This is a genomic window from Bartonella massiliensis (assembly GCF_902150025.1).
Taxonomy (GTDB): Bacteria; Pseudomonadota; Alphaproteobacteria; order Rhizobiales; family Rhizobiaceae; genus Bartonella; species Bartonella massiliensis.
The window spans coordinates 84,390-98,403 of the sequence record NZ_CABFVS010000011.1; the positions used below are offsets into that span (position 1 = coordinate 84,390).

The window sequence follows — 14,014 nt, forward strand, 5'->3', positions numbered from 1 at the left end:
TTGAAATATAAGGCTGGGCTTTATTATTTGAGAAAAGTTGCAACTTTGTTGCTAAAACTATAAATTAAAAGCAATGTGATCCATAAAGATGGATGACAGAAAAATTATCAGGAATACATGATGAAGGTTGACTATTATGAAATTCTTGGCGTAACTCGTGAATGTGATGATAAAAAATTAAAGTCTGCTTTTCGTAAGTTGGCAATGCAATATCATCCTGATCGCAACGCCGGGGATAAAGAGGCAGAGCGAAAATTCAAAGAAATTGGTGAAGCCTATGAAGTTCTTAAAGATCCTCAAAAGCGTGCTGCTTATGACCGGTTTGGTCATGCGGCCTTTGAAAATAGCGGTGGTCAAGGGGGATCCAATCCCTTTAGTGGTTTTGCCGCTGGTGGTGGATTTGCTGATATTTTTGAAGACTTTTTTGGTGATATTATGGGAGGTACGCACCGTAAGCGTGGTGATGGTCGCGAACGTGGTGCAGATCTGAGTTATAATATGGAAATAACCTTAGAAGAGGCATTTTCAGGAAAAGCTGCAGAAATTAATATTCCCAGTTCTGTCACGTGCGATGTTTGTGAAGGTTCTGGAGCGAGAAAAGGCTCTAGTCCAAAAGTTTGTGGAACATGTCATGGATCTGGTCGTGTGCGTGCTGCACAAGGTTTCTTTTCTATTGAGCGAACATGTCCTTCGTGTCATGGACGTGGGGAAACGATTACGGATCCATGCCCCAAATGTCAGGGGACACGACGCATAGAGAAAAAACGTTCATTGAGCGTAAATATTCCTGCTGGGATTGAAGATGGAACGCGTATTCGTCTTTCTGGTGAGGGGGATGCTGGTGTTCGTGGTGGTCCCAGTGGTGATCTTTATATTTTTCTTTCTGTTAAACCGCATGAATTTTTTCAGCGAGAAGGAGCAGATCTGCACTGTCGCGTTCCTATTTCAATGGTAACAGCGGCTTTAGGAGGAGAATTTGAAGTTTCCGACCTTGATGGTGTTAAAGCACGTGTTAAGATCCCAGAAGGGACACAAAATGGACGTCAATTCCGCCTTAAGGGCAAAGGTATGCCCATGTTGCGTCGCCAGCAAGCAAGAGGTGACCTTTACATTCATATCACAATTGAGACACCGCAGAAACTTACGCAAGAGCAACGTGAACTGTTGCAAAAATTTGAAAAGCTCTCAAATCATGAGAATTCACCGCAGTCCCATGGTTTTTTTTCTCGTATGAAAGAATTTTTTGAAAATATTTCTAGTTAAAATATGTGAGTTGTTCTCAGAACAAACTATAAAGCGCATTTGGAAGATTATTTTTATTAAACTTTCCGTTGTCTCATCATCTTTGAAAAGCATTCTTTTGGCTTGAAACGAAAAGAGAGAAACGATTAATTTAGGGTAAGTTTTTGCCGCTGATAGTTTTTTACATTTTACGAGTTTTATGGATAAGTCTTATTTTTGAGTGTCCATGACATTTGAAAAAGGACTTATTCATATAAGAATGCAATTGAGTGATTAATAATATTTCTAATGTTATAACGACTGCCTTATGCATGCAGAGTTTTTTACTCAAAACTCTTTTTTAAAAGCCTTATAAAAACTGTAAAAAAGGCAGCTTCTTACCAAGCAACGCAGCTGTTGGAAATCTATTTTTTCAAATAATATAACCTCTTATGATCAATTTTATAGCTGATATTTTGTATAGTTTGAATCACTGCTTTCCTTAAAATACGAGGTATTTTACTGGAATCCTCTTTACATTCTTCATCTTCGTTCTTGATGGTTATCATTGCTTTTTAGATTGCAGATTTAGTTTTATGTTTTTGATGTCATAAAATATTTTATCTAGATAAAAAACAACATAATCAAAGATTTATTCTCTTTCAAAGAAATTATGAAATGAGATAATGCGTGTTGAACGCTAAAGAAAACAAGAATAAAATATATTTTGAGGTACTTGATACCTCTCTCTCGGGAGAAACAGATTTCGTGTAATGCACCTCGTTGAATTTATCAGCACAATAAAAATTTGCTGAGAAGATAGGGGGAATTATCTTTTAAAAGAAAAAATAAATATAATAAAAAATAGCATGATATGCTGAAAAAAATAGTACACTATATCGTTGACATTGATTAGTGATATGGAAAGAAAGCAGATGAAGTGAGGCTTTTACATAAAATAATATAATTAAAATACATATTAAAAATATTGCAAATTCTAAAAGGCACTCAACAAGTTAAGCATGTATTGCTGTGCAGAAAAAACTTCAAGAGTTCGATCATAGAAATGAGAAATGGTATAAAATCTTACGAAGATGTGAATCGAAATAATTCGCAATAAATTTACAAAATATTATAATATTCTATAACAAGATGTTATAGAGGCGTTTTGTCTCTTGTATGGATTAATGTTGTCGGATTAAGACAGTAATTAATGAAATATAAGGAGCAGATTTTACTTGTATCGTAAAGTTTTAGTAAAATGCTTTAGAATCTTTTTAAGGATAAGCTTGTATCGATAAGCTAGAGAAACTTTTTTCATTCGAATTTCCGCATAATTTTAATGATTATGAGGACAGTTAACATAATCATTGTATAACTTTATGGATCTTGTCTAGAAGATTGCTCTGATAAGGTTACAGTGCTAAGTTTTTCTCCTTTTTATTGTGGTGATATGTTATTTATTTTTATCTTACAAAAACAATGTTTGTATATATTCTTATTCATTGTTAAGTATCTTTGAGGTTAAATTAATAAGTTGAATTTACAGCTTAGTTTTAAAGTTTTGCTGTTCAATTTTATATATAAGATCATAAAATAAGAGCATTTTTTGTGCCTATTTTTTTAATTTTTCTCTGTTAATTCTTTTTCATAATTTAAAAGAAAATTGACGATCTTCAGGGGGGTGGATAGAGTAAAGCTTTGTTTTATTGTTTTCACTTTTCCTAAATTTTACTAAGAGATAGTAAAGTAAAAAGTGATGAGGAGACTCTGTTAATGGATGATACTAAAAACGATGCTGTAGATGTTTTAGAAAAACAAGCAGCATTTTTATCGTCTGCTTTACCTTATATGCAAAAATATGAAAATGAAACGGTCGTGGTAAAATATGGCGGTCATGCTATGGGTGATCTTGCTTTGGGGCGAGCCTTTGCACGTGATATTGCTCTATTAAAGCAATCGGGGATTAATCCTGTTGTTGTTCATGGTGGTGGGCCGCAAATTGCTGAAATTTTAATGAAAATGGGGATTGAATCACGATTTGAAAACGGTTTACGGGTAACCGATGAGCGGATCGTTGAAGTGGTTGAAATGGTTTTAGCAGGTTCCATCAATAAAGAAATTGTTGCTCTCATCAATGCTGAAGGTGAATGGGCAATCGGATTGTGTGGCAAAGATGGCAATATGGTTTTTGCTGAAAAGGCTTATAGAACTGTCATGGATCCTGATTCGCATATTGAACGTGTTTTAGATTTAGGATTTGTTGGTGAACCAGTTGAAGTTGATCGTACATTGTTGGATCTTTTAGCCAGTTCTGAAATGATACCAGTTCTTGCTCCTGTGGCTCCAGGACGCGATGGTAAAACCTATAATATTAATGCTGATATTTTTGCTGGAGCTATTGCTGGTGCATTAGAGGCCAAACGTCTTTTATTTCTCACGGATGTTCCTGGCGTTTTGGACAAACAGGGTAAACTTTTAAAAGAATTAACAGTTTCTGAAGCTGAGAAACTTATCAAAAATGGAACAATTTCAGGAGGCATGATTCCAAAAGTCGAGACTTGTGTAAAAGCTCTCCAAAATGGTGTGAAAGGTGTTGTTATTTTAAATGGAAAAACGCCTCATTCTGTTTTACTAGAATTATTTACTGAGCAGGGAGTTGGAACGCTTATTGTTTCATAAATTGTGCGGAAAATTGGAGGAGAAGGTCTTTCATGACAAATATAAAACAGTTTAAATATCCTTTATTAAGCAAGCCAGAATTGGCCATATTTGCTGCGACAATATTATGGGGCATTACATTTTTAGTCATCCACATTGCGGTACGCTATAGCGGTCCTCTATTTTTTGTTGGATTTCGTTTTATTGTCGCATCCCTTATATGTGGGGCAATTTTTTGGCGCTCTATAAAAGGTATAACTGTTTATGAAGTTTTTGCTGGGATGGCGATTGGTTTAGCCATGTTTTTTGGTTATGCTCTTCAAGCGGCCGGTCTTCAAACAATTATTAGTAGTCAATCAGCTTTTATTACAGCACTTTATGTTCCGATGGTTCCAATCTTGCAATGGATTGTTTTTAAAAAACCTCCCCGTTTTGCTTGTTGGGTTGGTATTGTTTTTTCTTTTATTGGGCTTGTACTTGTTTCAGGCCAAAAGCCGGGAAGTTTTGATTTTTCAAAAGGGGAAATTTTGACTTTATTAGGTGCTTTAGCGATTGCTGGAGAAGTCATACTCATCGGCATTTTTGCCAACAAGGTTGATAGTCGGCGTGTAACGATTATTCAGTTATTTTTTAGTGGTTTTTTTTCATTTGCTTGCATGCCTTTGATGGATGAAAGTATTCCTGAATTTTCTTGGATATGGTTTAGTATTGGTATCGGATTGGCATTAATGAGTGCTATCATTCAATTGGCTATGAACTGGGCACAAAAGTCTATTTCTCCTACGCGTGCAACACTCATTTATGCAGGTGAACCGGTATGGGCTGGTATCGTTGGGCGTTTGGCTGGAGAGCGTTTATCTCCCCTAGCTTTATTGGGTGGTTTACTTATTCTGATTGGGATCATTGTGGCAGAGTTACAACCTTCACAATGGCGTAAAAAAAATAAAGCAATTGAAAAAATTGATTAGTTATACCTCTTTTCTATTATCATTTTATTGTATGAAATTTTTGCTTATAGAACTTTCATTTTTGAGTCTTTTTTAAAATACGGAGATGATTACAAAGTTCTATAAGCTGTTTTTTCTTTTGGTATCCCAAATGGGAGCAAAAATATTTATTTGTTTGCCTAATCTCTAAAATGGGAAGTTAACCTTCATTGAGCCAAAGCATGAAGAGGTAAAGACAAAAAAACAGCTCTCATCTTTACTATTATTTTTAAGTTTATCTTTACAACGTTCAAAAATATCCACTGTAATATTTTTGAATAATGAAACTTACACACTATTGGATGCTACTCTGTTTATTCTTTAATGGGATTATGCTTTTTACGTAAACGTTTCAAAACAACCTCTTATAATGCTATGTATTGCTGCGCTTTTTTATAAAAGACACATTTCTCAATCTGTGTCATATTCATTGACGATCTCCACAAATTATATCGAATTATATAATGTAAAAGTTTTTGTGAAGTATATAAAATCACAGAGCATCTTAAATAAAAGGTAGCATCATTTTCTTTATCAGTTTCCAACATTACAAAAGCCTTTGGCACTTGAAAGAGAGTGAGGAATTTTTATTCATTTCTTAAATGATTTTATCTGCCCATCAGCTTTGCTTGTTCATGGAGAAGTAAAAAATTTGATTGATTATAGGAAGGTTTAAAATGAAAGAAGCTCATGATATTCAGAGTTTTTCATTTAAATTACAAAACAATAAATACTTGTTATAAATTAATGTATTATCCAATGAATTGAAGAGGGGCAATGTTTTTTATCTTTAATGGAAGAGAAAGGGATTGTATAAAAAGTAAAACCATGACTCCATAGAGCTTATTTCTAAAGTTTTAAAGGTTGAGAAGAAAACGATCCTTTCCGACAGGCGTTTGTTTTACTATAAGATTGTTAAAAAAATATTTCTTGCAAATTTTATCGAAATTTTAAGCGATATATACGTTCACCCTATATTCATGCAACATATTAATTTATAATGATAATATAGTATTATTTACATTGAATTAGAACTCTGAATACCATAAGATGCTCTTAATTAAAAATCTCTCTCATGTTCAATCAATCCAAATCACTTTCTTACACGTCATCATGTGAGATGGGCCATGTGAGCAAAAACTGTATAAAGAAGGCATGCCTCCTATAAATTCTTTCAAGTTTCAAGGATCATCGCAACTTTGGGGGCAAGCTCAAATGTTTGATGGTGCGGGTATGAGTCATCAAACAAAATATTAAAAGATCATTTTAGTTCTCTTTGGTATTTAATTTAGTAAACAAAAGCCTTATTTTTAGGCTATAAGAAGTTTTATTTTGAGAAGCTTTTTTGGTTGATATTCTTTTGAAAGGTTCTCGAGAGGACATAATTGGTCTTTGCGTTTTGTATTATTCTTTGCTAAATCGCCTTATATGACAATAGATCGTAATTATATTCGTAATTTTTCCATCGTGGCGCATATTGATCACGGCAAATCCACTTTAGCTGATCGTTTGATTCAAATGACAGGAGGGCTTGATACACGTGAGATGAAGGAACAAGTGCTTGATTCCATGGATATTGAGCGTGAACGTGGGATTACTATTAAAGCACAAACGGTGCGTTTACACTATAAAGCAAAGGATGGAGAAACCTATATTTTAAATCTTATGGATACACCTGGTCATGTGGATTTTGCTTATGAGGTTTCGCGTTCATTGGCAGCTTGTGAAGGTTCTCTATTGGTGGTGGATGCAAGCCAAGGTGTAGAGGCACAGACATTGGCAAATGTTTATCAAGCCATTGATAATTCTCATGAATTAGTTGTTGTTCTCAATAAAGTAGATCTTCCAGCAGCAGAACCTGAGCGTGTAAAAGAGCAAATTGAAGATGTGATAGGCATTGATACATCTGAGGCCGTGGAAATATCAGCAAAAACAGGTTTGGGTGTTCCTGATGTTTTGGAGGCAATTGTAACACAATTACCACCTCCGCGTACAGGCGATATTGCAAATCCCTTAAAGGCAATGTTGGTTGATAGCTGGTATGATGCCTATCTTGGCGTCATTGTTTTGGTACGGGTGATTGATGGTGTATTAAAAAAAGGTCAAATCATTCGTATGATGGGTACAGGGGCAAAATATCCCGTTGAGCGTGTTGGGGTGTTTACACCTAAAATGGTACAAGTTGATGCATTAGGACCAGGCGAAATTGGTTTTATCACTGCTTCTATCAAAGAGGTTGCCGATACACGTGTTGGGGATACGATTACGGAAGAGCGTCGTCCTTGTAAAAATGCTTTGCCTGGTTTTAAGCCTGCGCAACCGGTTGTCTTTTGTGGACTTTTCCCAATTGATGCTGCTGATTTTGATGATTTGCGTGCAGCCATGGGCAAATTACGCTTAAATGATGCGAGTTTTTCTTTTGAAATGGAAACATCAGCGGCTTTGGGGTTTGGTTTTCGGTGTGGCTTTTTAGGGCTTCTGCATCTTGAAATTATTCAAGAGCGGTTAGAGCGTGAGTTTAATTTGGATTTAATCGCGACAGCACCTTCGGTTGTTTATCGCATGAATATGAATGATGGCTCTGTTAAAGAGTTGCACAATCCAGCAGATATGCCTGATGTGGTTAAAATTTCTTCTATAGAAGAACCGTGGATCCAAGCGACAATCATGACTCCTGATAATTATCTTGGGTCAATTTTAGAGCTGTGCCAAGAGCGGCGTGGGATACAGGTTGGTCTATCTTATGTTGGAACACGTGCTATGGTGACGTATGATTTACCACTCAATGAAGTTGTTTTTGATTTTTATGATCGCTTAAAATCGATCTCAAAGGGGTATGCTTCTTTTGATTATCAGATGAAAGATTATGCAGAGGGGGATTTAGTTAAAATGTCTATTTTGGTGAATGGAGAGCCTATTGACGCATTGTCAATGCTTGTGCACCGCACGATTGCGGAAAAGCGTGGGCGTTCAATGTGCGAAAAATTAAAAGATCTTATTCCTCAGCATATGTTTCAGATTCCAATTCAAGCAGCTATTGGTGGTAAAGTTATCGCGCGTGAAACAATTCGTGCTTTGCGTAAAGATGTAACAGCAAAATGTTACGGGGGTGATGTAACACGTAAGCGCAAACTTTTGGAAAAGCAAAAAGAAGGCAAAAAGCGAATGCGCCAATTTGGAAAGGTAGAAATTCCTCAGTCAGCGTTTATTCAAGCGCTCAAAATGAATAAGTGATAAAGAAATGCGTCTACTGATTGCGCTTTTGCATTTATCTTTTGGCTTAGGTTTTTAAAGAGCGTTTTTTAATGGAGATTGCGCAGTACTTATTTTTAGGTAGAATATTTTTTTATTGTATCAGGTTGTACACGTAAAACAGAATATTTTAAAAATACATTTGGGTTGTATATTAGCGCACTTTTTTAAAAGAAATATCTCTCAATGCACCTGGCTTCATTTTACAATAGTGTTCGTAAAAAGTATAACGGTAAAGCTCTTTGTGAACGACCTAAAACCACTTGTAGCATGACCATTTTTATCTGTCATAAAGTTCATAGTTCTGTCATCATACTTTTTGCACGTTCAAAATGTTATGAATATTCTTAATGTTTGAGAGAGTGCGTTGAAGATATTTTACTTTTTTCTTAAAGTGTGTGTTACCCATACACTCCTTAACTTTTGTAAGATGCAAGGCGATGAAAGCGATTGATTCAATATGAAAGGATTCTAAATGATAAAATCCTTGTATTTGAGGGCGTTATTCAAGTTTTAAAATTATCTTTATAAGTCAATATTTGTCTAATCACGTAAAAGATCGTTAATGGATGTTTTCTCTCTTGTTTTTTGATCAACGCGTTTTACGATAACAGCACAATAAAGATTGGGGCCCGCTTCACCGTTTGGCAGTGGTTTTCCAGGGAGAGATCCCGCTACAACAACCGAATAAGCTGGTACTTCACCGATAAAAATTTCCCCTGTTGTACGATCAATGATCTTTGTAGATTTTCCAATAAAAACGCCCATTCCTAAAACAGCACCTTCACGAATAATACAGCCTTCAACAATTTCAGAGCGAGCACCGATAAAGCAATGATCTTCAATGATAGTTGGATTTGCTTGCAGAGGTTCCAAAACACCTCCAATACCAACACCGCCAGAAAGATGAACATGTTTACCAATTTGTGCACAAGAGCCAACGGTGGTCCATGTATCAACCATTGTGCCCTCATCGACAAAAGCACCAAGATTGACAAAGGAGGGCATCAATATAACGTTGGGTGCAATATAGGCAGAATGGCGTACAATAGCTCCTGGAACAGAACGGAAAGCAGCGTTTTTAAAATCTGCCTCTTGCCAACCAGAAAATTTTGAAGGAACTTTATCCCACCAATGTGTTCCATTGATTCCACCAGCAATAATTTGCATTGGCTTTAGCCGAAAAGAAAGCAAAACAGCTTTTTTCAACCATTGATGCACATGCCATTGTCCATTTTTTTGCCGTTCTGCAACACGAATTTCCCCTTTATCAAGAAGGTTCAATGTGTGTTCGACACTCTCACGGATTTCACCTTTTGTGGTAGTATTGATAGAATCGCGCTCATCAAAGGCTTTTTCGATAATGATTTCAAGTTGTGTGAGATGGGGCATGAATAAGAGTTCCGTTAAACAAGTTGAAAGCTTCAAGATTTATTCTCTATGAGTTACGCGAAGAAATGTTTTCAGTCAATAAAACGATAAGAAAGTAGAACATGTGCATGAAAAAAGGCTGTAAAGAAAAAAGAAAAGAAGAACAAGAAAATTGGATACCACTTCTTCATACGAAGGAAGCTCTACAACAGATCCATAAAGGCTCTAATTCAGCACAAATGCGTTCGTCTACTTATCGTTTAGCTTATATCGATCAAGACTTTATGATGCGTCCAGAGCTGCGTTCACAACGTATTGGTCTTGAATTTTTAAAACCGGAAATAATCCTTAAAGAATATAACATTCAATCAACCGTTGTTTTATTTGGTGGTGCACGTATTCCTGAACCCGGGCAAGCAGCATGGGCTGCAAAAAATGAAACACAAAAGAAAAACTTGCATGCTATGTCGCATTATTACGATGAAGCAAGAGAATTTGCGCGTTTATGTTCCCTCTATTCGGAGAAAACAGAATATCGTGAATTTGTCGTTGTTACGGGGGGCGGACCAGGGATCATGGAGGCAGGAAATCGTGGTGCCTGTGATGTTGGGGCTCCAACGATTGGTTTGAATATTATTTTACCACATGAGCAAGCGCCTAACGCCTATGTGTCTCCGCATTTGTGTTTTAATTTTCACTATTTGGGGATGCGCAAAATGCATTTTTTAGTACGGGCAAAAGCATTAGCAATTTTTCCTGGAGGATTTGGGACTCTGGATGAGTTGTTTGAGACGTTAACTTTAATACAAACAGGACGTATGAAACAGGTACCCATTTTATTATTTGGCAAAGAATTTTGGAGCAATGTTATTAATTTTGAATATTTAGCTTCGCAAGGTACAATTTCTCCTACGGATGTTAATTTGGTGAAATTTGTCGATACAGCAGCAGAAGCTTTTAAAGAAATTTGTTCTTTTTATAAACTACCTTAATTGCTTTTTAAAAAGTCATTTTTTGGTAAGACAGTTAATAGTCTACCTTAGTCAAATAAAGTCCAAAAGGGGGGGCAACAACACCACAACGTTTACGGTCTTTAGCATGAAGCGCTGCTTCAAGATCTTGAGCTGTCCAACGTCCAATCCCCACTTCCATGAGGCTTCCTGCAAAGGAACGAATTTGATGATGAAGAAAAGAGCGGGCTTGCGCATAAAGGAAGATTTCTTCTCCTTCTCTTTGCACATCAAGACGTTCAAGGGTCCGAATAGGGCTTTTGGCTTGGCAATGTGCTGAACGAAAAGTTGTAAAATCATGTTGTCCGACAAGTTTTTGAGCTGCTTCATGCATGATTTCAGTATTAAGGGGTTTTGGCAACCACCAGACACGTTTGGCATTTAAGGCTGGTGGAGAGCGACGATTGAGAATTTTAAAAAGATAATGGCGTTTGATAGCGGAAAATCGTGCATCAAAATCATCAGGGACATTTTCTACATTTAAGATTGAAATCGCTTCTCCCTGTTGACGCAAAAGAGCATTGAGTGCATCTCGTACAGTATGGGGAGGCCAGTTTTTTATGAAATCAACATGGGCTACTTGTCCTGTAGCATGCACCCCAGCATCTGTTCGACCTGCTGTTGTTATGGTTAATTGTTGTCCACTAAAGCGAAAGATAGCCTGTTCAAGAGTTCCTTGTATGGTTGGGAGGCTTGCTTGACGCTGCCAGCCAGCGTAATTTGATCCATCATATTCAAGAGTGAGTTTAAAACGTGGCATATCAAAAAACAGCAGAAATATGAGCGCCTCTCAAAAAGGTTGCGCTTTCAAGGACTTTACCACCAGATCTTTGTAGATGGGTTATTTCAAGACGCCCTTGTCCACAATGGACAACCAAAGAACCTGGTTCTATTCGACCAATTTCAAGAGAAGGACCTGTGATTAGACGACTTCCAAGAATTTTTACCCGTTCTTCTTGTCCAGTGATATTCATGTGACACCAGCAGCCAGGAAAGGGAGAGAGCGCACGGATATATTGATGAATAAATTCAGCAGATTTTGTCCAATCAATGCGGGTTTCTTCCTTTTTGATCTTGGCAGCATAGGTGATACCTTCTTCTGGTTGGGGGGTAAGTTTAAGGTGTCCTTTTTCCAGAGTTGATAGAGTTTCTATCATAAGTTCTGCACCAATATGTGAAAGTTGTTTTGAAAGCTCAGCAGTGGTGGTAGTATCCGTAATGGGGAGTGAGCGTGAGAGGGCAATAGGCCCTGTATCAAGCCCTTTATCCATTTTCATAATCATCATCCCTGTTTCTTTATCTCCAGCCATAATTGCACGCTGAATAGGCGCAGCACCACGCCATCGCGGTAAAAGCGAAGCATGGGCATTAAAACAACCAAAACGGGGCGTTTCCAGAATAGCTTTGGGCAACAGGAGGCCATAAGCCACGACAACAGCAACATCAACACAAAGTGCTGCAAATTGGGCTTGCTGTTCGGCTGTTTTGAGTGTTTGAGGCGTGAATACGGGAATAGATCTTTCTTCTGCTGCATTTTGAACCGGTGAGGGGATGCGTTTAAGACCGCGACGTCCTGCTGGACGAGGGGGTTGACTATAAACGGCGACAACGTCATGCCCAGCATCTAACAAAGCATGTAAAATGGGAACAGAAAAATCCGGTGTTCCCATAAAACTTAAACGTAATGCCATTACAAAATTGCTTCCTGCGTAGTTTTTTCTTTTGCGCGCTTTTTAAATTTTCGGATGACCATATCACGTTTGATTTTTGAAATATAATCAATAAAAAGGCGCCCATCTAAATGATCAATTTCATGTTGCAAGCAAGTGGCTAAGAGATCATCTGCTTCAATTTCTGTTTGTTTTCCTTCACGGTTCTGATAGCGAACACGCAGGCGTTTAGGGCGTTCAACTTCTGCAAAATAGTCAGGAATAGAAAGACAACCCTCTTTGTAAACATTGCGCTCATCTGAAAGCCATAGAATTTCGGGGTTGATTATAACAAGCGGATTTTTCGGTGCATCATTTGGAGAGACATCCATAACCAGCATGCGCAGGGGTATGCCAATCTGGATAGCAGCAAGACCAACACCGTGGGAATGATACATAGTTTCCAGCATGTCATCTACAAGCTGTTGCAGGGCTGCATCAACCTGCTCAACAGGTTTTGACACTTCCCGTAAAATCGGATCTGGTAAAGTAACTAAAGATCTCATTGGCATGGGGGATAGATTAATCAATGCGTGTGTATAGGTCAATATTGAATAACGGATTCTGGCGCTTTTTTGCGATAAGCGCGTTATATTACTATTTATGTTTGATTCGTTTTTTTCCATATTTGCAGATGAGTCTTTTTCTAAACTAATGCTTTTGCTTTTATTTATACTCGTCTGTTTAGCATTTTTTATGCTGATATATTCACATCGAAAAAAAGCGCTTTTGGAAAATGAAATTGCTGAACGTGCACGTGAGGCACAAATGCAGATGGCTACTTTTCTGAAAACACAAGCTGAAATGCAAGGGCGAATGCAAACGATGGCAGAAATTTTTGGTCAAAGACAGGCTGAATTGAATAAATCACTCAGTGAGCAACTCAATGGCATGACAACAAGCTTGGGGCAGACACTTCAGGTACAGACAAAGTCTACTTATGAAAATTTGAATCGTTTGCAAGAGCGTCTAGCCGTCATTGATGCAGCGCAAAATAATATTCAGTCTCTTACTGGACAGGTTGTGCAGCTGCAATCCATTTTAAGCAATAAGCAGACCCGTGGTACTTTTGGTCAAGGGCGGATGGAAGCCATTATTGCTGATGCTTTACCAGCAAATGCTTATGCTTTTCAAGCTGTTCTTTCCAATGGAAAGCGCCCAGATTGTCTCATTCATATGCCCAATAAATCCCCTTCTCTTGTTATTGATGCTAAATTCCCTCTAGAGGCTTGGAATGCACTGCGTAAAGCGGCATCAGAGCAAGAACGTCAAGAGGCAGAACGCCAATTTCGTACCGATATGGAAGTTCATATCCGTGATATTGCGCAAAAATATCTCATTCCTGGAGAAACCCATGATACCGCTTTTCTTTTTGTACCGTCGGAATCGGTTTTTGCAACAATTTATGAGGATTTTGAGCCATTGGTACAAAAAGCCAATAGAGCCCATGTGATTATTGTTTCGCCGTCTTTGTTGATGCTCTCTGTCCAAGTTGTACAAACCATTATGAAAGATGCGCGGATGCGTGAACAAGCGCACTTAATTCAGTCAGAAGTAGCAAAATTAATGGAAGATTTTGGACGAATAGATACGCGTGTTCGTGCACTACAGAAGCATTTTCACAAAGCAGGGGAAGATATAGAGGGAATTTTAATATCATCCTCCAAAATTATGAAACGGGCAAATCGTATTGAAACTTTCGAATTAAAAGAAAATTACTCTGAGCCAACAAAAATGACAAGATCGGCTCAATCGACACAGTCGCAAACATTGCCTTTTGTTGACGAGGAATAAAGTAAAGCAA

At 37.5% G+C, this 14,014-nt stretch carries 10 protein-coding genes; 6 read left to right on the forward strand and 4 right to left on the reverse strand.

The window, feature by feature from the left end:
- Window positions 1-120: 120 nt before the first annotated feature.
- The 4 genes from dnaJ (at window position 121) to lepA (ending at window position 8,102) form a co-directional block, all read left to right on the forward strand.
- Window positions 121-1,263, forward strand: a complete 1,143-nt coding sequence (gene dnaJ / locus FNZ60_RS02780) for a molecular chaperone DnaJ (protein WP_142416200.1) — start codon at window positions 121-123, stop codon at window positions 1,261-1,263.
- Window positions 1,264-2,997: 1,734 nt separating this feature from the next.
- Complete coding sequence (gene argB, locus FNZ60_RS02785; RefSeq protein ID WP_142416201.1) at window positions 2,998-3,903, forward strand: acetylglutamate kinase; 906 nt, start codon at window positions 2,998-3,000, stop codon at window positions 3,901-3,903.
- A 32-nt stretch (window positions 3,904-3,935) separates the two neighbouring features.
- On the forward strand, window positions 3,936-4,850 hold the full coding sequence (locus FNZ60_RS02790) for a DMT family transporter (protein WP_142416202.1): 915 nt from the start codon (window positions 3,936-3,938) through the stop codon (window positions 4,848-4,850).
- A 1,446-nt stretch (window positions 4,851-6,296) separates the two neighbouring features.
- Window positions 6,297-8,102, forward strand: a complete 1,806-nt coding sequence (gene lepA / locus FNZ60_RS02795; protein ID WP_142416289.1) for a translation elongation factor 4 — start codon at window positions 6,297-6,299, stop codon at window positions 8,100-8,102.
- Between the two features lie 561 nt (window positions 8,103-8,663).
- Here lepA and dapD read toward each other — a convergent pair.
- Window positions 8,664-9,512 carry a 2,3,4,5-tetrahydropyridine-2,6-dicarboxylate N-succinyltransferase gene (gene dapD, locus FNZ60_RS02800; RefSeq protein WP_142416203.1) on the reverse strand — a complete coding sequence of 283 codons (849 nt, stop codon included), beginning with the start codon at window positions 9,510-9,512 and terminating at the stop codon, window positions 8,664-8,666.
- A gap of 107 nt (window positions 9,513-9,619) precedes the next feature.
- On the opposite strand from dapD, the gene FNZ60_RS02805 reads away from it, so the two are divergent.
- Window positions 9,620-10,483, forward strand: a complete 864-nt coding sequence (locus FNZ60_RS02805) for an LOG family protein (protein WP_142416204.1) — start codon at window positions 9,620-9,622, stop codon at window positions 10,481-10,483.
- 34 nt (window positions 10,484-10,517) lie between these two features.
- On the opposite strand, the gene truA is transcribed toward FNZ60_RS02805, so the two are convergent.
- The 3 genes from truA to def are packed head-to-tail and all read right to left on the reverse strand — an operon-like array spanning window position 10,518 to window position 12,722.
- Entirely contained in the window at window positions 10,518-11,261 is a 744-nt protein-coding gene (gene truA / locus FNZ60_RS02810; RefSeq protein ID WP_142416205.1) for a tRNA pseudouridine(38-40) synthase TruA, read from the reverse strand.
- Window position 11,262: 1 nt separating this feature from the next.
- Window positions 11,263-12,192, reverse strand: coding sequence for a methionyl-tRNA formyltransferase (fmt, locus tag FNZ60_RS02815; RefSeq protein ID WP_142416206.1), 930 nt, complete (start codon window positions 12,190-12,192; stop codon window positions 11,263-11,265).
- On the reverse strand, window positions 12,192-12,722 hold the full coding sequence (def, locus tag FNZ60_RS02820; RefSeq protein ID WP_142416290.1) for a peptide deformylase: 531 nt from the start codon (window positions 12,720-12,722) through the stop codon (window positions 12,192-12,194). The genes fmt and def overlap by 1 nt, the downstream gene beginning before the upstream one ends.
- Before the next feature lie 91 nt (window positions 12,723-12,813).
- Between def and FNZ60_RS02825 the strand changes: the two genes are divergently transcribed.
- Window positions 12,814-14,004 carry a DNA recombination protein RmuC gene (locus FNZ60_RS02825; protein ID WP_142416207.1) on the forward strand — a complete coding sequence of 397 codons (1,191 nt, stop codon included), beginning with the start codon at window positions 12,814-12,816 and terminating at the stop codon, window positions 14,002-14,004.
- Window positions 14,005-14,014 lie beyond the last annotated feature (10 nt).

Bases quoted from the DNA above. Each gene is read 5' to 3' on its own strand.
- dnaJ (WP_142416200.1), top strand. From the start codon at position 121: ATGAAGGTTGACTATTATGAAATTCTTGGCGTAACTCGTGAATGTGAT.
- argB (WP_142416201.1), top strand. From the start codon at position 2,998: ATGGATGATACTAAAAACGATGCTGTAGATGTTTTAGAAAAACAAGCA.
- FNZ60_RS02790 (WP_142416202.1), top strand. From the start codon at position 3,936: ATGACAAATATAAAACAGTTTAAATATCCTTTATTAAGCAAGCCAGAA.
- lepA (WP_142416289.1), top strand. From the start codon at position 6,297: ATGACAATAGATCGTAATTATATTCGTAATTTTTCCATCGTGGCGCAT.
- dapD (WP_142416203.1), bottom strand. From the start codon at position 9,512: ATGCCCCATCTCACACAACTTGAAATCATTATCGAAAAAGCCTTTGAT.
- FNZ60_RS02805 (WP_142416204.1), top strand. From the start codon at position 9,620: ATGAAAAAAGGCTGTAAAGAAAAAAGAAAAGAAGAACAAGAAAATTGG.
- truA (WP_142416205.1), bottom strand. From the start codon at position 11,261: ATGCCACGTTTTAAACTCACTCTTGAATATGATGGATCAAATTACGCT.
- fmt (WP_142416206.1), bottom strand. From the start codon at position 12,192: ATGGCATTACGTTTAAGTTTTATGGGAACACCGGATTTTTCTGTTCCC.
- def (WP_142416290.1), bottom strand. From the start codon at position 12,722: ATGCCAATGAGATCTTTAGTTACTTTACCAGATCCGATTTTACGGGAA.
- FNZ60_RS02825 (WP_142416207.1), top strand. From the start codon at position 12,814: ATGTTTGATTCGTTTTTTTCCATATTTGCAGATGAGTCTTTTTCTAAA.